Source organism: Kitasatospora sp. NPDC088134 (assembly GCF_044741705.1).
Lineage (GTDB): Bacteria > Actinomycetota > Actinomycetes > Streptomycetales > Streptomycetaceae > Kitasatospora.
This window is the reverse complement of record NZ_JBIUTD010000005.1, coordinates 220840-238645: the sequence shown is the minus strand read 5'-3', so window position 1 is coordinate 238645 and position 17806 is coordinate 220840. Positions and strand designations below refer to the sequence as shown.

Here is a 17806-nt window from a genome sequence, read left to right as displayed (position 1 = left end):
TTCGGGGCGGGCGCTCCGGGACGCGCTCAGGGGAGGTCGGCCGGGCGGATGCGGTAGACCTGGAGATTGAGGTCGTAGTACTTGGTGGTCTCGCCGACCCAGCGCATCCCGAGGCGCTGGGCGACGGCGTGCGCGCGGTCGTTCTTGGGTCGGGCCACCGCGAAGACCTCCTCGATGTCCTGGGTGAAGACCCAGCGCAGCAGCGCCAGCCCCGCCTCGGTGGCGTAGCCGTGGCCCCAGGCCTCGGGGGCGAGCTGCCAGGTGATCTCCAGGTCCTCCTCGTACGGGGGCAGCGGGCGGATGCCGAGCCCGCCGATCACCCGCCCGTCCTCGACCCGCTCCACCGCCCAGCGGCCGCGCGGCGGCAGCAGCTCGGCCTGCTGCCGGACCCACTCCCGCAGCACGGTGCGCATCGCCTCTGGATCGGCGACGCGGTCCATCACGGGCGTCAGCCAGCGGGCCACGTCCGTCGAGCCGTACACGGCCAGCGCGGCCTCGGCGTCGTCCGGGGTCCAGTCCCGGACGACGAGCCGATCGGTGGTCAGCCTGATCCCCATGGGCGGGTCCTCCTCGGTCGGCGCCGTCGCTCGGCGGACACGTCTCCCCTCACCGGAGTGTGCGCCCCCCGCCCGCCCGAGTCGAGCCGGAGGCCGGTTCCGCACCAGCTGTCACCACCCGGTCACCCGGACGTCGCCTCCCCGCCCGGGGCAGGCCCGCCAAGGGCTCCGGCCCGGCTTCGGCGGGGCTCCGGCGAGCCGGGGCCGAGGGCCGGAGGCCGGTGGTGGGTCAGCGCCGACCGGTGGCGAGTGGGATGTGCAGCCCGTCCCCGGAGCCGTCCCGCAGGGCGAGCGCCGCGCCCGCCTCCGCGGGCAGTTCGCCGAGCCCCAGCAGGCCCAGGGCGAGCCCGGCGGCGCTGCGGTGCCAGTCCCCGGCCCGGCGGAGCAGGGTGTGGCCGCTGCCGTGCACCCGGTAGCCGGCCACCCGGGCCCCGTGGTCGCGGGCCCGCAGGGCGAACAGGTCGGTGTCCGCGGGCGGGGTGACCTTGTCGCGGTCGCCGTGCAGCATCAGGACGGAGCGGCCCCGCAGGTGCTCGGTCGGCTCGTCCCGCGGGCACCACGGGGCGAGCGCCACCACACCGCGCACGCACGGGTGGGCGGCGGCCCGCAACGCGGCCCGCCCGCCCATCGAGTGACCGATCAGCACGATCGGCACGGGCCCCAACTGCTCGGCCAGGTCGGCGAGGGCGGCCTCCGCGTCCCGGGCCGCGTCCGCCCGGTCGCCGTTCCAGCCCCGGCAGCGGTACCGCACCGTGCCCACCGCCAGCGACCGGCCCGGCACGGCCGCCGCCCCGCGCTCGACGGCCTTGGCGAACGGGAGCATCCGCAGCCCCGGCAGGTTCACCGCCGGGGGCCGCCCGGCCCCGAACTCCTGCCCGCCGTGCAGCACCAGCACCGCCGCGTCCGGCGACGGCGGCAGCGCCCGCCAGGACAGTGGCCGGTGCGCCGCCGTCGCCTCACCGCCACCGGAGTGAACCGCCACCCGCCCGTCCATCACACCCGTCCCGTCCCTGCCACCCGACCAGTGCTGTCACTGTACGCGGCCACCACCCGCCGGTAACCGGCCCGTGGGGCACTCCTTGCCCACCGGGGCCGACAGACTCGGCCGGGCCGGCGGGCGAGGCCGGCCGGGACAGGCCGGCGGACGGCGGGCGCTGTACCGGGGCTCCCTTGCGGGACGGGGGACCTGACTGCTCGTAGGGTGGGAGCGTGCCCACGACGGGGTGCGGCCGACCGGTCCGCGCCGCCGGGGGCGCTCCGCACCGCGAACCGGCGGCCCCGACGGGGGAGCGTCCGGCCGCGACCCACCGGCCGAGCCGAGGAGAGCCATGCCCGACGTCCACCCGCCCCGTACCGACGGCGCCCCGCTTGCCGAGTTGGGGGTGATCGGTGGTTCGGGTCTGTACGCGTTGCTGGACGAGGTGACGGAGGTGCATGTCGAGACGCCGTACGGTCCGCCGAGTGATGCGGTGTTCGTGGGGGAGGTGGGGGGTCGGCGGGTGGCGTTTGTGCCGAGGCACGGGCGTGGGCACCGGTTGCCGCCGCACCGGATCAATTACCGGGCGAATGTGTGGGCGCTGCACGCGTTGGGGGTGCGGCAGGTGCTGGGGCCGTGTGCGGTCGGCGGCCTGCGGGCGGAGTTCGGTCCGGGGGTGCTGGTGGTGCCGGACCAGTTCGTGGACCGGACGTCGGGGCGGGTGCAGACGTACTACGACGGGCGGGTGCTGCCGGACGGGTCGGTGCCGGAGGTGGTGCACGTCTCGATGGCGGATCCGTACTGCCCGCACGGTCGGGCCGCCGCGCTGGGGGCCGCCCGCAGCGCCGGGTGGGAGCCGGTGGACGGCGGGACGCTGGTGGTGGTCGAGGGTCCGCGGTTCTCCACCCGGGCGGAGTCCCGCTGGTTCGCGGCGAGCGGCTGGTCGGTGGTGGGCATGACGGGGCATCCGGAGGCGGTGCTGGCGCGTGAACTGGGCGTGTGCTACACCTCGCTGGCGCTGGTGACGGACCTGGACGCGGGGGTGGAGGCGGGCGAGGGTGTCACCCACGCCGAGGTGCTGGAGGTCTTCGCCCGCAACGTCGACCGGCTGCGCACCGTCCTGTTCACGGCGCTGGAGGCGCTGCCCGCCACCCGCGACTGCCCCTGCTCCCACGCCCTTGACGACCTGGAGACCGGACTGCCCGGCCTGTGACCGGCCGGCGGCGGGGCCGACCGGATCACCGCCGGCCGGTCCCGTCGCCGTCCGGGCGCTACCGGCGCCTCCTGCGCCGGCGGACGCCCGCCGTGACGGTGAGCGTCGCCAGCAGCACCACCCAGGCCGTCACTACGGCCCCGAGCAGCACCGGGGCGTTCAGCGCCACCGCCAGCCCCAGCAGTCCGAAGGAGAGGATCAGGCAGCAGGCGAGCGCCACAGCGACGATCCGTGGTCGGGCCGCCAGCGCGCGTCGCAGCCGTGCCGTCCTCGGCAGTCGCATCGTGCGCAGTGCGTGCTCCAGCTCCTGATCGTTCCCCAGCTCGGCCTCGATCTGCTGGAGGATCAGTAGCTCACGCGCCGAGAGTGCGGGTCCGTCCATCAACCACCTCCGCGCCGACTGGCGGGGAGGCCCGGCCGTGCCCGCCGGCGCTTCCCCGCGTCCCAGGTAGCAACCATGTGCCCGGCCGGACGCCGGTTCTAACCCGCGAACGCCCGCTCGAACATCCGGTCGTGCGCCGGGAGTTCGCCCACCTGCCACCACCAGGCACCGCCCATGTCACCCATGCCCGGCAGCCTTGCCCGGCGCCGCGCCGTGGAGAGCCGGGCAGAGCCGGGCAGCGAGCCGGACCCGAGGCCCACGGCGAGGCCCACGGCGAGGCCCACGGCGAGGCCCACGGCGAGGCCCACGGCGAGGCCCACGGCGGCGTCCGCGCCGAAGTCGGCTGCGGGGGCCGCCCTCTGGCCGGGCAACGGTCCGTCGCGCCGCTGACCCGCCGTCAGGACGCCCGCCCGGGACGGCTCCGGCGGTGGCGCCCGGCCGAACGGCACACCGGTGAACGGCCTGGAGCCGGTCACTCCCCGGTCGGCGGACCGGCCACCGGCCGACCCGCCGGCAGCCGACCCGCTGCCGATCAGTCCGTGGTCGGCGGCTCGGCGATCAGGGCGGTGGCCGCGCGGCGGAAGCCCACCTGCTGGTAGATCCGGGCCACTGCCTCGTCGCTCGCGCTGAGGAACACCGTCCGCACGCCGGTGGCGCGGGCATGCTCGACCAGGCCCAGGGTGAGGCGGCGGGCCAGGCCCCGGCGGCGCAGCGCGGGCAGGGTGGCGATCCCGACGATCTCGCTGACGCCCTCGACCGGTTGGTGGCAGCCGGAGGAGATCGCCAGGCCGTCCGGCCCGGGGACCGCGGCGAGGACGGTGCGCCCCGCCGTTATTCGTCCCTCCATGCGGGCCGCCGAGCCGTCGTCGGCGGCGGCCCGCGCGGCGGCCGCGAGCTGCTCGGGGCCGGCGGTGCCGACCGCGGTGCCCGGCTCGGCGAAGGCCAGGTGCGGCAGCGCGACGGCGCTCGGCAGCAGCGGGTCGCCGGGGGAGAGAACCAGGACCTCGGCCCCGCCGTCCTCGGTCGAAGTCGAAGTCGAAGTCGAAGTCGAAGCCGAAGCCGAAGCCGAAACGGGGGCGGGAGTGGGAGCGGAGGTAGGAGCGGGGACGGCGGCGTCGTCCAGGTCGAGGACCAGCAGGGGGTGCGCGTGGACCGTCAGGCCGGCGGCCTCGACCGCCGCGCGCAGGCCCGGTGTGGTCTCGTGCACCCACTCGAAGCTCTCCGGCGCGCCCGCCGCGCGCTGCCGGGCGCGGACCTGCTGCACCTGGTCGGCGGTGAACGGGCCGGAACTGCCCAGGGTCGGGCGGGCGTAGTAGTGCCAGCCCTCGCCGGTGCGCAGGAACAGCGTGAACGGGCCGTGCTCCTCGGCCGTCGCGGAGAACCGGGGCACCGCGTCGTAGTACGTCTCCAGCCGGGCAAGCAGCGCCGCGGAGCCGCCGTCGGGGCCGAGCTCATGGCCGTGGTGGTGGTCGGTGTCGAAGATGATGTCGCGCATACTGCCGTCCAAGTCGTGGGGTGTCCTCCCGGGGAGGCCGATCACGCGGTATCGAATCAGGACGCTCGATCACGTGCACGGGTTTTTCGAGCCGGACAGCAAGCATGTTTGAACCGATGGAGCGTCTGCGAAGAACCGTTTCCGCTTGCCCGGAGAGGCTTGCGGAGCGGCGGATCTGACGGCCTGTCGGCCCGGCCCGACCGGACAAGCGGTCGATCCGGGCCGGACCGGTTCACCTGGGAGGGTGAATGTGGCTCAGGAACGACCGGCGACCGAGGCGAGGTGGGCGAGCACCAGCTCCGCCGTCTCGGCGGGGCGCTCCAGGGCCGGGAGGTGGCCCGCCCAGGGGAGTTCGCGGTGCTCGGCGTTCGGCAGCAGCTCAGCCAGGTCGGCGGCGATCCGCCGGAAGTCGGGGAGGTCGTGCGCGCCCGAGTACACCAGGGTCGGCGCGGTCACGTCCCGCAGGTCGGCCTCGACCGGGGTCGGGGAGATCTCCACCTCGGGCGCCAGCTGCACCTCGTAGGCGTTGCGCTGCATCACCCGGACCAGCGCGCGGGCCGCCCCGTCGGCGTCGGGGCCGAGCCAGGTGTCGACCATCAGCTCGACCGCCTCGTCCAGCTTCCCGGACTCGACCAGGGCGACCTCCAGGTCGTCCAGCGCCTCGAGTTCGGCACTCGCCTCGTGGCCGGGGCGGGCCGGGCAGAGCAGCGTCAGCGAATCGACCCGCCCGGGGTGCAGGGCCGCGAACTGGAGGGCGATCCGGCCGCCGAAGGAGGCGCCGACCAGGGCCGCCCGCTCGATGCCGAGCCCGTCCAGCAACTCCACCAGGTCCGTCACGTTGTCGTAGGGGCGGTCCGCGCAGGGGGTCTCCCCGAACCCGCGGAAGTCGCAGCGCACCACCCGGTGGCCGGCCGCGCGCAGCGCCTCCCACTGGCCGTCCCACATCCGCCGGTCGCCGACCGAGGAGTGCAGCAGTACCACCGCGGGGCCGTCCCCGGCCACCTCATGCATGATCGTCATTCGGTCGACCCTAGGGCAGGGCAAGGTCGTTGACCAGCAGGTTTCCCGACCCGCCCCTCGGGGCGACGGTGTCGGTGGCGGGCGGCATGATGGGGGAGTGCCTGAAGGAGACACCATCTACCACCTCGCCCACCGGCTCGACCAGGCGCTCACCGGCCAGGTCCTGACGGCGGCGGAGCTCCGCGTCCCCGCCCACGCCACCGCCGACCTGACGGGCCGTCGGGTGCTGGGCACGGTGCCGCGCGGCAAGCACCTGCTGACCAGGTTCGAGGGCGGCGTCACGCTCCACACCCACCTGCGGATGGACGGCCGCTGGGAGCTGTTCCGGCCCGGCGAGCGCTGGCGCGGCGGGCCCGCGTTCCAGATCCGGGCGCTGCTCGGCACCGAGCGGGCCACCGCCGTCGGCTACCGGCTGCCGGTGGTCCAACTGCTGCGCACCGCCGAGGAGCACCGGGCGGTCGGCCACCTCGGCCCCGACCTGCTCGGCCCGGGCTGGGACGCCGCCGAGGCCCGCCGCCGGCTGCTCGCCGCCCCGCAGCGCCCGATCGGCGCCGCCCTGCTCGACCAGCGCAACCTGGCCGGGATCGGCAACGTCTACGCCGTCGAGCTGTCCTTCCTGGCCGGGGTCACACCGTGGACACCGGTCGCCGAACTCCCCGACCTCGACCGGCTGCTGGAGCGTGCCCGGCAACTGCTGGAGGCCAACAGGTTCCGCCCCGGCCACATCACCACCGGCGACACCCGCCCCGGCTGCGGGCACTGGGTCTACGGCCGGACGCGGCGCGACTGCATCCGCTGCGGTACGTCGATCCGCACCGGCCGACACGACCAGGGGCGGGTCGCCCACTGGTGCCCGCGCTGCCAGCGCGGCCCGGCCCCGACGAGTTGAAACCGCACCTGCCGCCGACGGGCCGTCAGACCGGCTCGACCAGCGCCGGGTGCCGCGGGTCCTCGACCCGGACGGTGAGGTCGGCCAGCGCCACCGGGTCGGTCTCCGCCCGGTAGCGCTCGTACGCGGGCAGCGTCCACCGCTCCTCCGCCGGGGTGCGGCGGGCCAGCGCGGCGGGGGACTGCGCGAGGTGCACCGTCAGCTCCAGCGGCAGCCAGCGGCCGAGCAGGAACGACCCGTCCAGCAGCAGCACCCCGCGCGGCGGCAGTTCGACGTACCCGGCCCGGGTGGAGCGGTCGGTCACCGGGTCCCAGTAGGAGGGGAGGATCCGGCCGTCCCCGCCCGGTTCCAGCGGGTCGAGGACCTCGCGCAGCAGCGCGCCCTGGTCCAGCCACAGGTCGTGGAAGGCGTCCGGGTCCTGCTTGCCGTACTCGAAGCGGATCGACGCCGGACGCAGGAAGCCGCCCGCCGACACCCGCCGCACCGGCCGCCCCAGCAGTTGCAGCGGCTCCACCAGGGCGTCCGCCAGCGCCTCGGGCCGGGCCGCGGCCGCGCCGTCGACCGCGACCCGCAGCCGGCGGTCGTCCCCGGCCAGGGCGTCGATCCGCCCGGCGAGCAGTTCGACCAGGCGCTCCGGGGAGATCGGGGTCACCCGCACCCGCCGCCACCTCCTTCCACCTTCCACCGGCCTCCCGGCGGCCGGGCCGTCCGACGGGCCGCTTGCCGGACCACCCACCGGGGCCGTCCGCCGGGCCATCGGCCGAGCCGTCCGGCGGGCCGTCGCGCGGACTATATTTCCCGACGACCGATCATCCACCACCCCGGGAGCCCGCCGTGCCGGACCTGACCCTCGCCGAGGTCGACGCGCTCGCCGAGCGCGCCCACGCCGGCCAGTACGACCGGATCGGGGTGCGCTACGTCGAGCACGTGCGCGCCGTCGCGGTCGGCCTCGCCCCGTTCGGCGCCGAGCGGCAGATGGCCGGGCTGCTGCACGACGTCCTGGAGGACACCCCGCTCACCGCCGAGGACCTGCTCGCCGCCGGCGTCCCCGCCGCCGTGGTGGCCACCGTCCGGCTGGTCACCCGGCAGCCCGGCACCGAGTACGCGCAGATGCTGCACGGCATCGTCGCCGACCCCGACGCCACCCTGGTCAAGATCGCCGACAACGCGCACAACTCCCGCGCCGACCGGGCCGCCCGGCTCCCCGAGGCCGACCGGCTCCGGCTCGCCGAGCGCTACCGGGCCGCCCGCGCCGTGCTCTGGCCGGCCGCCGCGCCCGAGGACGTCCGGACGATCGTCGGCATCGTCAACCCGGACCTGCTGGCCGAACTCGACCGATCCCGCACGCGGTAGCACGCTGGAGGGGAGGGGGAGCGGAGGGGGCCGAGAGCGAGGAGCCCAGCATGTCCGGGATGAACGACCGGCTCGACGACAAGGCCCGGCGCGAGGAGGACGACGTCCGCGCCGCCGACCCCGAGGAAGGCATCACCTCCTACCAGATCATGCACGCCCAGGAGGAGTCCCGGGCCGAGGGCGACCGCCTCGCGGAGCCCCCGCAGCAGGAGGACCGGCGGTGAGCGCGCACCCGGCGGTGCCCGCACCGCACAGCACCGAATGGAACGTCCGGCTCCGGGTGGTCGAGGTCGGCGACCTCACCCAGGCGCACGCCGTCCTCGACACCGGCGTCCGGCTGATCGAGGCCGACGCCGAGGCCCACCGCAGCCGGTACGACCCTGCCGACCCCGCGATCGGCGAGGAACTCGCCGTCGGCCGCGCCCTCGACGCCCTCGGCCGGCAGCTGATCCAGCAGGGCTCCACCGCCGCCGAGGCCGCCGACTCCGCCCGTCGGCGGGACCTCCCCTGACCCGCCCGAGCGGCCGCCCGCCGCAGCGCTAGGATGCGGGGCGGCCGCGCGCCGGACCGGCCACCGCTCCGTGCGGTGGCCGCCCCCGCACGGCCACCGGCGCCACGCTCCGTGACCGCCGAGACAATGCCACCGTGCACGGACGAACCGCCCTGACGGACCGTCAGCCGTGCACGGTGTACGAAAGAACCGAATCGTGACTTTCCCGCGCCCCCGCTCCGGAACCCCTCCGGTGCGGGGACGCGTCACTCACGGTGGCCGTGCACCCGCGCACGCCGCACGCACGACAGCCGCCCCCGGACCGACAGGGGCGACGGGGGGAACGGATGACGAACGACCAGCAGCCCACCGGCAGACCCGCGGACCCGCCGCCGCAGGACGCCCGCTGGGAACTGCCCGACTACGCGCACGAACGCGAACTCGGCGCCGGCGCCTCCGGCCGCGTCGTCCTCGCCCACCACCGGGCCACCGGCACGCCCGTCGCCATCAAGTACCTGCTCGGCGACCACCCCGACCAGGACGCCTTCCGGGTCGAGGCCGAACTGCTCGCCACCCTCGACAGCCCGCACGTCACCCGGCTCTACGAGTACGTCGAGAGCCCGCACGGCGCGGCCATCGTGATGGAACTCGTCGACGGCATCTCGCTGCGCGACCTGCTGCGCGCCGAGGGCGAGACCGGCCCCGAAGCCGCCCTGGTCGTCCTCAAGGGCTCGCTGCTCGGCCTCGCCGCCGCGCACCGGGCCGGCGTCGTGCACCGCGACTACAAGCCCGGCAACGTGCTGGTCACCGTCGACGGCCGGTCCAAGCTGGTCGACTTCGGTATCGCCGTGCGGGCCGGCACCGGCGGCACCGTGGCCGGCACCCCCGCCTACATGGCCCCCGAGCAGTGGGCCGGCCGGGCCGCCTCGCCCGCCACCGACGTGTACGCCGCCACCGCGACCTTCTTCGAATGCCTCACCGGCGCCAAGCCCTACGCCGGCACCACACTGATGGAACTCGCCGTCCAGCACACCGAGGCCGAGATCCCCGACACCCAGGCCCCCGAGGCGCTCCGCCCGCTCATCCGGGCCGGCCTCGCCAAGACCCCCGAGCAGCGCCCGGCCGGCGCCGAGGCCCTGGTCCACGAACTGGAGGCCCTCGCCGGAGCCGCCTACGGCGCCGACTGGGAGAAACGCGGCCGCCGCCGCCTCGCCGCGCTGGTCGCCCTGCTCCCACTGCTGCTCCCCACCCCGCTCGGCGACGGCGTCCCGCCCGGCGCGACCTCCTACGCCACCACCGTGCTCGCCCCCAAGCCCCGCCCCCGGCCCCGGCTGCGCGGGCCGCTGCTCGCCACCGTCGGCGCGCTGGTGATCACCGTCGGGGCGCTCGGCGCGGTCGCCGCCGCCGGCGAGAGCGGCGCCGTCGGCGAGAGCGGCGCCGTCGGAGACCCGCAGCCCGTCGCTGCCCCCAAGGCCACCACCAGCCTCCTCCCCGGCGCCCCCGGGACTCCCGGCACCCCCACCCCGACCACCCCCGCCCCCTCGGCCCCGCCCACCCCCACCGACAGCGCCTCGCCCACCGCCGACCCCAGCCCCACCGCCTCCGCCACCACCAAGCCGACAAGCCCGCCCAAAACCGCACCCCCACCCACCAGCGGCACCACCACGCCGCCCGCTCCTCCGAGCGCACCTCCGGCCTCCAGCACTGCCCCGCCGGTGACGGTGAAGGTGGTTCGGGTCGCTGGTGGCCTCAGCGGATACACCCTCACGGCGAGCGCTTCGCTTTCGGTGGACCCTGCGGGCAGCAGCGGGGCGACAGCCACCTTCACGTGGATCGACGATTCAGGCCCCACCACGACTGATGCCCCCGTGACGGTTGCCGCCGGTGCAAGGTCCGTCACGCAGGCTCACACCTTTGCTTGCCGTACCGGAAGCGGGGTCCACTACGTGAGCGCGAAGATCACCACCAATCCCGGGGGCGCCAGTGGAACGACGAGCAAGTACCTGATGATCTGCCCGGTGCCGTGAGAGGAGTCCGACGATGACCGAAATGCCCCCCGACTCCGGACTCCGCCTCGGCCCGGTGCGCCGCCCCCCGCAGCCCGAGGCTCCGTCGACTCCGTCGGTCCCCGAGGAGACGGTGCGGCTGCGGCCCGCCGAACCGCAGGGCGACGACCGGACCGTCATGCTGCGCCCGGCCGCGCCGCAGGCCGCCGACGAGGAGACCTTCCGGCTGGCCCCGCCGGTGGCGGACCCCGCCGCGACCGTGCAGCTCGGCCCCGTGCCGCCCGTTCCCGCCGGGCCGGACGCCGAGCAGACCGTCCGGATCGAACCCGCCGAGACCGTGCTCGCCCCGGCGCCCACGCCCGTCGCGGATGCCGTGCCCGCCGACGCCGCCCTGCGCCGGTACGGCCCCGGCGTGCCGCCGCTCGCCGCCGCGGTCTGGCACGGGGAGGGCCCGGCCACGGAGCCGGAGCCGCCCCGGCGGCGCTGGGACCGGTGGCTGCTGATCCCGCTGGTGCTGCTGCTGACGCTGCTGGGCTACCTGCTGTGGGACCGCTACGGCCGCTCCGTCGAGGTGGTCGGGGTGGCGGCCGTCGCCCAGGGCGGGCCGACCTGCGACGGCACCGCCGTGATCGCCGGCGTGCTGGAGACCGACGGCGGCGAGGGCGACGTGACGTACCGCTGGGTGCGCAGCGACGGCACCGACTCCGGTCCGATCACCCAGCACGTCCTGCGGGGCCGCCACCGCACCGAGGTGACGCTGCGTTGGACGTTCCAGGGTCAGGGTGAGGCCGCGGCCACCGCCAGGCTGGAGGTGCTGGAGCCGAGCGGCGGCCGCACCGCCGAGGCCGCGTTCACCTATTCCTGCCCGTAGCCCTCCTGCCCGTGGGCACGGCAATGCGGCCGGGCCGGTACCGACGAACAGTCCGTCGGTGCCGGCCCGGCCGCGTTCGCCGGGGCTCAGGCCCGGGGCGCCGTCGCACCCCCGCCCGTCTTCGCCGCCTCCACCATGTGCTGGTGCACCTCGCGCGCCGCGGCCTCGTCGGCCGCCGCCACGGGACTGCCCTCCACGGTGAACCAGTCGAGGGCGCCGCTGTACTGCACCGTCAGTCGCGCCTCGCCGTCGATCCACATGGTGTGCAGGGTCAGGTCCCCGGTGATGACGCCGATTTCCACGGTCCGCACACCACCGTGGCCGGAGAGAATGCCCTGAGTGGTCCAGGTTGCCCAGGTGTTCACAAGCCCGCTCCCATCCGCCGCCCAACGGGCCGCTCGGTCCCGACCCCACAGGTACCCAACCCGCGGCGACCGTTTCCCACTGTCACCCGGAAGACCGAAAACCGCCCCCCGGGCGGGTGCCCGCCGCCAGGTCTAGCATCGACGTATGGGAGAGCGAGAGGCTGCGCTCACCGCGCCGAAACTGATCCTGGAAACCGGCGGCGACTCGACGGTCATCACCCCGAGCCGCACCTACGCGATGGGGCGCGATCCCACCGGCGACATCGTCCTCACCGACCCCCGGGTCTCCTGGCACCACGCCGAACTGCACGTCGGGGACGGCCACTGGATCGTCGACGACACCGGCTCGACCAACGGCACGTACGCCGCCGACGGCCGCCGGATCGTCCACCTGGAGATCGAACCGGGCACCGTGCTCTGCCTCGGCAGCCCCTCCGACGGCCCGCGCTGCACCTTCAGCGCGCTGCCCGAGCCGACCGCCGTCCACCCGCTGCCCGGCCGCCGGCCGTCCGCGCTGACCGCCATCACCGGCTCGTTCCGGCCACCGTCCAGCGTCCGGGCGCTCCCCGCCAAGGTGGTGCGGATCGGCCGGGCCACCGACAACGACCTCGTCCTGGGCGACCTCTCGGTCTCCCGGCACCACGCCGAACTGCGGGCCCGCCCCGACGGGCGTTACGAGATCGCCGACCTGGACAGCCACAACGGCACCTACCTGAACGGTCAGCCCGTGCTGCGCGCCGCCGTCGGCCCCGGCGACCTGGTCGGCATCGGCCACTCGGTGTTCTGCCTGGTCGGCGACGAACTCCAGGAGTTCGTCGACACCGGCGACATCGACCTCGACGTGGAAGGGCTCACCGTCCAGGTCGACGGCGGCCGCACCCTGCTCGACCAGGTCAGCTTCCCGGTCGGACAGAAGTGCCTGCTGGCCGTCGCCGGACCCAGCGGCGCCGGCAAGTCCACCCTGCTCAACGCCCTCACCGGGCTGCGCCCCGCCGACCGGGGCACCGTCCGCTACGACGGCCGCGACCTCTACCGCGACTACGCCGAACTGCGTCAGCGCATCGGACTCGTCCCGCAGGACGACATCCTGCACACCCAGCTCCCGGTCCGGAAGGCCCTCCGGTACGCCGCCGAACTGCGCTTCCCCGACGACACCGCGCCGGCCGAACGCGCCGCCCGGGTCGAGGAGGTGATCCAGGAACTCGGCCTCGCCCAGCGCGCCGACCAGGTCATCTCCAGCCTCTCCGGCGGCCAGCGCAAACGCGTCAGCGTCGCCCTCGAACTGCTCACCAAACCCTCCCTGCTGTTCCTCGACGAGCCGACCAGCGGCCTCGACCCCGGCATGGACCGCTCCGTGATGCAGATGCTGCGCGGCCTCGCCGACGACGGCCGCACCGTCGTGGTGGTCACCCACAGCGTGCTCAGCCTCGACCTGTGCGACCGGCTGCTGCTGCTCGCCCCCGGCGGCCGGATCGCCTGGTACGGCCCGCCCGGCGAGACCCTCGGCCACTTCGGCTTCGCCCACTGGCCGGACGCCTTCGACGCCTTCGAGACCCAGACCGACCGCGACTGGGCCGGCGAGTTCCGCGCCTCCGCGCCCTACCGCAGCTACGTCAGCACCCCGGCCGGCGGTGCCGTCGACTGGCCCGGCGCGCTCGCCCCGGCGGACCGCCGGGACCGCCCGACCCCGGACGGTCGACTTCCGGCCGCCACCGAGATGCCCGCCGCCGAGACGCCCGTCGTCAGGCCCAGGCCGCGGCGCTGGCGCAGGCAGGTCGGCACGCTCTGCCGCCGCTACGCCAGCGCGCTCGCCGCCGACCGCACCTTCCTCGCCGTCATGATCGCCCTGCCGTTCGTGATGGGCGCCATGGCGCACGCCCTGGCCGGCAGTCGGCTCGACCAGGACACCGCCCTGAACGCGCTGCTCATCCTCTGCGTCGGCGGCGTGCTCACCGGCGCCGCCAACGCGGTGCGCGAACTCGTCAAGGAACGGACCATCTACCAGCGCGAACGCGCCGTCGGACTCTCCAGATCCGCCTACCTCTGCTCCAAGGTCCTGGTGCTGGGCACCGTGACGGTGGTGCAGTCCGTGGTCCTCACCATGGTCGCGCTGATCGGCGTGAAGCTCAGGCCGCAGGGCGGCAGCGGCGTCCTGCTGCCCCCGCTGGTCGAGATCACCCTCGCCGTCGCGCTGCTCTCGCTCACCGCGATGATGCTCGGCCTGCTGATCTCCGCGCTGGTGAAGAAGGAGGAGGTGACCATGCCGCTGCTGGTGCTGGTCGCCATCGTCCAGGTGGTGTTCTGCGGCGCCCTGCTCCAGCTCGACCACGTCCCGGTGCTCAACCAGCTCTCCTGGCTGGTGCCGTCCCGCTGGGCGCTCGGCGCGATGGCGGCCACCATCGACCTGCACAGCATCGTCCCCGGCGCCCTCACCGACGACCCGCTGTTCGCCCACGCGCCGAGGACCTGGCTGCTCGACATGGGCATGCTGGTGGTGCTCGCCGTCGGCTACGGACTGGTCGTCGCCCGGCTGCTGCGCCGCCACGAACCCGCCGTGATGCGGCGGTAGCCGGTGGGGACCCCCGGCGGCTTCCGGCCCACCCACGTCGTCCCGGCCGACGGCATGGCCACCTGGACCGCCCCCGAACCCGCCGCCGGGGGCGTCGCCCTGGACGCCCTGCTGCCCGTCGAACTCGCCGAGGCGCACGGCAACTGGGCCCGGATCGTCTGCTCCAACGGCTGGACCGCCTGGGTCGACGGCCGCCTGCTGGTCGCCCTCCCGCACCCGCCGCCCACCACCGGCGCCCCGCTCGCCACCAGCGACGACCCGCGCCCGCTGCTCGCCGCGCTCGAACGCTCGCTCGCCACCTACCGCCGCCTGGTCGACGACTGGACGGCGGGCCGGATCGACCTGGAGACCTTCCGCGACGGCACCCGCGACCTGCGGCTCGGCGCCGTCCTGGACGGCCCGCACGCCTGGCTGCTCGACCTGGACCGGGGCCGCTGGTACTACTGCGACGCCACCCAGCTGCAGACCTTCGCCGCCGTCGACCGCGAGCGGAGGGCCTGAGGTGGCGCACCCCGCGGCCGGGCCGCCGGGCGGCGGTCCGACCGGTGACGAACCGTCACTGCTCGCCGCCGAGCCGGGCGAACTGGCCGGGCGGACGGTGGCGGGCTACCGGCTGGAGCGGATGATCGGGCACGGCGGGATGGCGGTGGTCTACCGGGCCGAGGACCTGCGGCTGGGCCGGACCGTCGCCGTCAAGCTCCTCGCCCCCGAACTGGCCCGCAACGAGACCTTCCGGCAGCGCTTCGTCCGGGAGTCCCGGATCGCGGCCTCGCTCGACCACCCCAACATCGTCCCGGTCTACGACGCGGGCGAGGCCGAGGGGGTGCTCTACCTGGCGATGCGGTACGTGCGCGGCCGCGACCTGCGCGGGCTGCTCGACCGGCAAGGCCGGCTGACGATCGCCCAGACGGTGCGGATCACCGTGCAGGTGGCCTCCGCCCTGGACACCGCGCACGCCCATGACCTGGTCCACCGCGACGTCAAGCCCGGCAACGTGCTGATCGCCGAGGGCACCGACCCCGACCACCCCGAGCACGCCTACCTGACCGACTTCGGCCTCACCAAGAAGTCGCTCTCACTGACCGGGCTGACCTCGGTCGGCCAGTTCGTCGGCACGCTCGACTACGTCGCCCCCGAGCAGATCTCCGGCAAGCCGGTGGACGGGCGGTGCGACGTCTACAGCCTGGGCTGCGTGGTCTTCGAGATGCTCACCGGCGGGCCGCCCTACCGCCGCGACGACGACCTCGCGCTGCTCTGGGCCCACCTCAACGACCCGCCGCCGTCGGTACTCCAGCAGCGCGCCGACCTGCAGCCCGGGGTGGGCGCGGTGCTGGAGCGGGCGATGGCGAAGCGGCCCCAGGAGCGCCACGGGAGCTGCCTGGAGTTCACGGCGGCGCTGCGGGCGGCCGCGACGGCCGCGCCTCCTGAGCCCTCGACGGGGCGGGCCCCGGCGGCCCGGGCCTCGGTGGCCCGGGGCGGGGCGGTCCGGGACGGGGCGCGGCCGGTGGCCGGGGACCGGCGGCCGGAGCCGCCGCTGCCGCCGGAGTGGGCGTGGCCGGTGTACGAGCCCGGGCGGCGGCGCTCCTGACCGTGGGCGTCGGTGGGGTCGGGGCATTCGTGGCGTGACGGTGTTTCAGTGATGTGTCGGGACGGGGGAGCCCCGTAACGATCAGTGGCATGCACCTATCAATGCTGAGTGTTTGCTGGCAGTCTGCCCCTCGGCCGGAGCCCCCACAGACTCCGGCGACCGAGAGGAGCACCGATGAGCAACAGACTCCGCGTCCTCGCCACCCGTGCCGCCGCCGCCTTGGGCACTACCGTGCTCGTGGCGGCCGGCCTCGCGACCGCACCCGCCGCGCAGGCCGCAGCCGCCGCCTGCACCCCGGCGCAGGTGGTCGCCAACGGCGGATTCGAGTCCGGGACCTCGCCATGGACCTCGTCCAGCGGCGTGATCACCAGTGGCGGCGGGCAGAGCGCGCACGGCGGAACGTACTACGCCCGGCTGGACGGCTACGGTACGACGCACACCGACACCCTGTCGCAGACCCTCACTCTGCCGGCCGGCTGCAGCACCGCCAGCCTGAGCTTCTGGCTGCACATCGACACCACCGAGACCACCAGGAGCACGGCGTACGACAAGCTGACCGCGAAGATCGGCGGCACCACCCTCGCCACGTACTCCAACCTGAACGCGGCCACCGGGTACGTGAAGAAGACCTTCGACGTCTCCGCCTTCGCCGGACAGACCGTCACCCTCGCCTTCACCGGCGTCGAGGACTCCAGCCTGCAGACCAGCTTCGTTCTCGACGACCTGGCGCTCGACGTCTCCGGCGGCACCACCCCGCCCACCACCGACGCCACCCGGACCCCCGCGCCCACCGGGTACACCGTCAACCTGTCCAGCGACAGCAGCGGCAGCACCTGGACCGGCCACCAGAGCATCGGCTTCAGCAATCCCTCGGCGACCCCGCTGACCGAGGTCTACCTGCGGCTCTGGGACAACGCCCACGGCACCTGCCCGACCACCCCCGTCACGGTCAGCAACCTGACCGGCGGCACCGCCGGGGCGCTCAGCGTCAGCTGCACCGCGCTCAAGGTCACCCTGCCCGCGCCCCTCGCGCAGGGCCAGAGCGGCAGCGTCGGCTTCGACCTCTCCATCGCCGTCCCCTCCGGCGCGGACCGGTTCGGCCACGACGGCGCCTACAACTTCATCGGCAACGCGCTGCCCGTGCTCGCCGTCCGCGACGCGGCCGGCTGGCACCTGGACCCCTACACCAACAACGGTGAGTCCTTCTACACGCTTGCCTCCGACTACACGGTGACCCTGGACCACCCGAGCAACCTGCTGGTGCCCGCCACCGGCACCTCGGTGGACACCCCCGGCACCGGCGGACGGACCGTCACCACCGCCACCGCCAAGAACGTCCGGGAGTTCGCCTGGGGCGCCGGACCGTTCGCCAAGATATCCGGCACCTCGGCGGCCGGCACCGTCGTCAACGTCTACTCGGTCAGCGGCATCAGCTCCAGTGACGCGCAGTCCATGCTGAGCACCGCCAAGTCCGCCGTCGACGCACACGCCGGACGCTTCGGCGCCTACCCCTACGGCGAGCTCGACGCCGTGATCGACAACAACTTCTGGTTCGGCGGCATGGAGTACCCCGGCTTCGTCCTCGACCTGGTCTCCACCACCGCGCTCACCCACGAGATCGCCCACCAGTGGTGGTACGGCATCGTCGGCGACGACGAGTACAACGCCCCCTGGCTGGACGAGGCGTTCACCGACTACGCCACCGACCTCGCCCAGGGCAAGACCGGCACCAACTGCTGGAACAGCACCTCCTGGGCCTCCTCGGCCGAGAAGATCACCAACTCGATGGCCTACTGGGACGCCAACTCCTCCCGCTACTCCACCGTCATCTACGGCTACGGCAAGTGCGCCCTGCACGACCTGCGTCGCACCATCGGTGACACCGCGATGACCAACCTGCTGCACGACTACGCCTCCGCCCACTGGTACGGCATCTCCACCACCGCCGAGTTCAAGGCCGCCGCGCAGGCCGCGACGACTGTCGACCTCACCTCCTTCTGGACCCAGCACCGCATCGAGGGCTGACCCCTCG

General features: G+C 74.7%; 19 protein-coding genes. 11 read left to right on the top strand and 8 right to left on the bottom strand.

Going from position 1 to position 17806, the window contains the following annotated elements:
• Positions 1 to 26: 26 nt before the first annotated feature.
• Complete coding sequence (locus ACIOHG_RS11105; protein WP_400948185.1) at positions 27 to 557, bottom strand: GNAT family N-acetyltransferase; 531 nt, start codon at positions 555 to 557, stop codon at positions 27 to 29.
• A 229-nt stretch (positions 558 to 786) separates the two neighbouring features.
• Positions 787 to 1539, bottom strand: a complete 753-nt coding sequence (locus ACIOHG_RS11100) for an alpha/beta fold hydrolase (RefSeq protein ID WP_400948183.1) — start codon at positions 1537 to 1539, stop codon at positions 787 to 789.
• A gap of 346 nt (positions 1540 to 1885) precedes the next feature.
• On the opposite strand from ACIOHG_RS11100, the gene ACIOHG_RS11095 reads away from it, so the two are divergent.
• On the top strand, positions 1886 to 2746 hold the full coding sequence (locus tag ACIOHG_RS11095) for an S-methyl-5'-thioadenosine phosphorylase (protein ID WP_400948180.1): 861 nt from the start codon (positions 1886 to 1888) through the stop codon (positions 2744 to 2746).
• A 58-nt stretch (positions 2747 to 2804) separates the two neighbouring features.
• Here ACIOHG_RS11095 and ACIOHG_RS11090 read toward each other — a convergent pair whose 3' ends face one another.
• The 4 genes from ACIOHG_RS11090 to ACIOHG_RS11075 all read right to left on the bottom strand — a co-directional run bounded on the left by ACIOHG_RS11090 (position 2805) and on the right by ACIOHG_RS11075 (position 5643).
• Positions 2805 to 3128, bottom strand: a complete 324-nt coding sequence (locus ACIOHG_RS11090) for a hypothetical protein (RefSeq protein ID WP_400948178.1) — start codon at positions 3126 to 3128, stop codon at positions 2805 to 2807.
• Positions 3129 to 3226: 98 nt separating this feature from the next.
• Complete coding sequence (locus ACIOHG_RS11085) at positions 3227 to 3499, bottom strand: hypothetical protein (RefSeq protein WP_400948175.1); 273 nt, start codon at positions 3497 to 3499, stop codon at positions 3227 to 3229.
• A 161-nt stretch (positions 3500 to 3660) separates the two neighbouring features.
• A complete protein-coding gene (locus ACIOHG_RS11080) occupies positions 3661 to 4623 on the bottom strand; it encodes a GNAT family N-acetyltransferase (RefSeq protein ID WP_400948173.1) in 963 nt (320 codons plus the stop codon).
• Positions 4624 to 4878: 255 nt separating this feature from the next.
• The gene (locus ACIOHG_RS11075; protein ID WP_400948171.1) at positions 4879 to 5643 is read right to left on the bottom strand and encodes an alpha/beta fold hydrolase; all 765 of its coding nucleotides are present in this window, start codon (positions 5641 to 5643) and stop codon (positions 4879 to 4881) included.
• Positions 5644 to 5740: 97 nt separating this feature from the next.
• On the opposite strand from ACIOHG_RS11075, the gene ACIOHG_RS11070 reads away from it, so the two are divergent.
• Positions 5741 to 6532, top strand: a complete 792-nt coding sequence (locus ACIOHG_RS11070) for a DNA-formamidopyrimidine glycosylase family protein (protein ID WP_400948168.1) — start codon at positions 5741 to 5743, stop codon at positions 6530 to 6532.
• Positions 6533 to 6557: 25 nt separating this feature from the next.
• On the opposite strand, the gene ACIOHG_RS11065 is transcribed toward ACIOHG_RS11070, so the two are convergent.
• Positions 6558 to 7190, bottom strand: a complete 633-nt coding sequence (locus tag ACIOHG_RS11065; RefSeq protein ID WP_400948166.1) for a uridine kinase — start codon at positions 7188 to 7190, stop codon at positions 6558 to 6560.
• A gap of 176 nt (positions 7191 to 7366) precedes the next feature.
• On the opposite strand from ACIOHG_RS11065, the gene ACIOHG_RS11060 reads away from it, so the two are divergent.
• The 5 genes from ACIOHG_RS11060 to ACIOHG_RS11040 all read left to right on the top strand — a co-directional run bounded on the left by ACIOHG_RS11060 (position 7367) and on the right by ACIOHG_RS11040 (position 11252).
• Positions 7367 to 7885 (top strand): phosphohydrolase, encoded by a 519-nt coding sequence (locus tag ACIOHG_RS11060; RefSeq protein ID WP_400948163.1) that lies wholly within the window; start codon positions 7367 to 7369, stop codon positions 7883 to 7885.
• A gap of 50 nt (positions 7886 to 7935) precedes the next feature.
• Complete coding sequence (locus tag ACIOHG_RS11055) at positions 7936 to 8109, top strand: hypothetical protein (RefSeq protein WP_400948162.1); 174 nt, start codon at positions 7936 to 7938, stop codon at positions 8107 to 8109.
• A complete protein-coding gene (locus tag ACIOHG_RS11050; RefSeq protein WP_400948160.1) occupies positions 8106 to 8396 on the top strand; it encodes a dsRBD fold-containing protein in 291 nt (96 codons plus the stop codon). Before ACIOHG_RS11055 ends, ACIOHG_RS11050 begins: the two co-directional genes overlap by 4 nt.
• A 326-nt stretch (positions 8397 to 8722) precedes the next feature.
• Positions 8723 to 10402, top strand: a complete 1680-nt coding sequence (locus ACIOHG_RS11045) for a protein kinase (RefSeq protein ID WP_400948157.1) — start codon at positions 8723 to 8725, stop codon at positions 10400 to 10402.
• Positions 10403 to 10415: 13 nt separating this feature from the next.
• A complete protein-coding gene (locus ACIOHG_RS11040) occupies positions 10416 to 11252 on the top strand; it encodes a hypothetical protein (RefSeq protein ID WP_400948154.1) in 837 nt (278 codons plus the stop codon).
• Positions 11253 to 11338: 86 nt separating this feature from the next.
• Here the strand turns inward: ACIOHG_RS11040 and ACIOHG_RS11035 are convergent, their stop codons facing one another.
• Positions 11339 to 11617, bottom strand: a complete 279-nt coding sequence (locus ACIOHG_RS11035; protein WP_400701005.1) for a hypothetical protein — start codon at positions 11615 to 11617, stop codon at positions 11339 to 11341.
• Between the two features lie 145 nt (positions 11618 to 11762).
• Between ACIOHG_RS11035 and ACIOHG_RS11030 the strand changes: the two genes are divergently transcribed.
• From ACIOHG_RS11030 to ACIOHG_RS11015, 4 genes are all read left to right on the top strand, one after another.
• Complete coding sequence (locus ACIOHG_RS11030; protein ID WP_400948153.1) at positions 11763 to 14186, top strand: FHA domain-containing protein; 2424 nt, start codon at positions 11763 to 11765, stop codon at positions 14184 to 14186.
• A 3-nt stretch (positions 14187 to 14189) separates the two neighbouring features.
• The gene (locus tag ACIOHG_RS11025) at positions 14190 to 14687 is read left to right on the top strand and encodes a hypothetical protein (protein WP_400948151.1); all 498 of its coding nucleotides are present in this window, start codon (positions 14190 to 14192) and stop codon (positions 14685 to 14687) included.
• A 1-nt stretch (position 14688) separates the two neighbouring features.
• Entirely contained in the window at positions 14689 to 15774 is a 1086-nt protein-coding gene (locus tag ACIOHG_RS11020) for a serine/threonine-protein kinase (protein ID WP_400948149.1), read from the top strand.
• A 174-nt stretch (positions 15775 to 15948) separates the two neighbouring features.
• Positions 15949 to 17799 (top strand): M1 family aminopeptidase, encoded by a 1851-nt coding sequence (locus tag ACIOHG_RS11015; RefSeq protein ID WP_400948147.1) that lies wholly within the window; start codon positions 15949 to 15951, stop codon positions 17797 to 17799.
• Positions 17800 to 17806 lie beyond the last annotated feature (7 nt).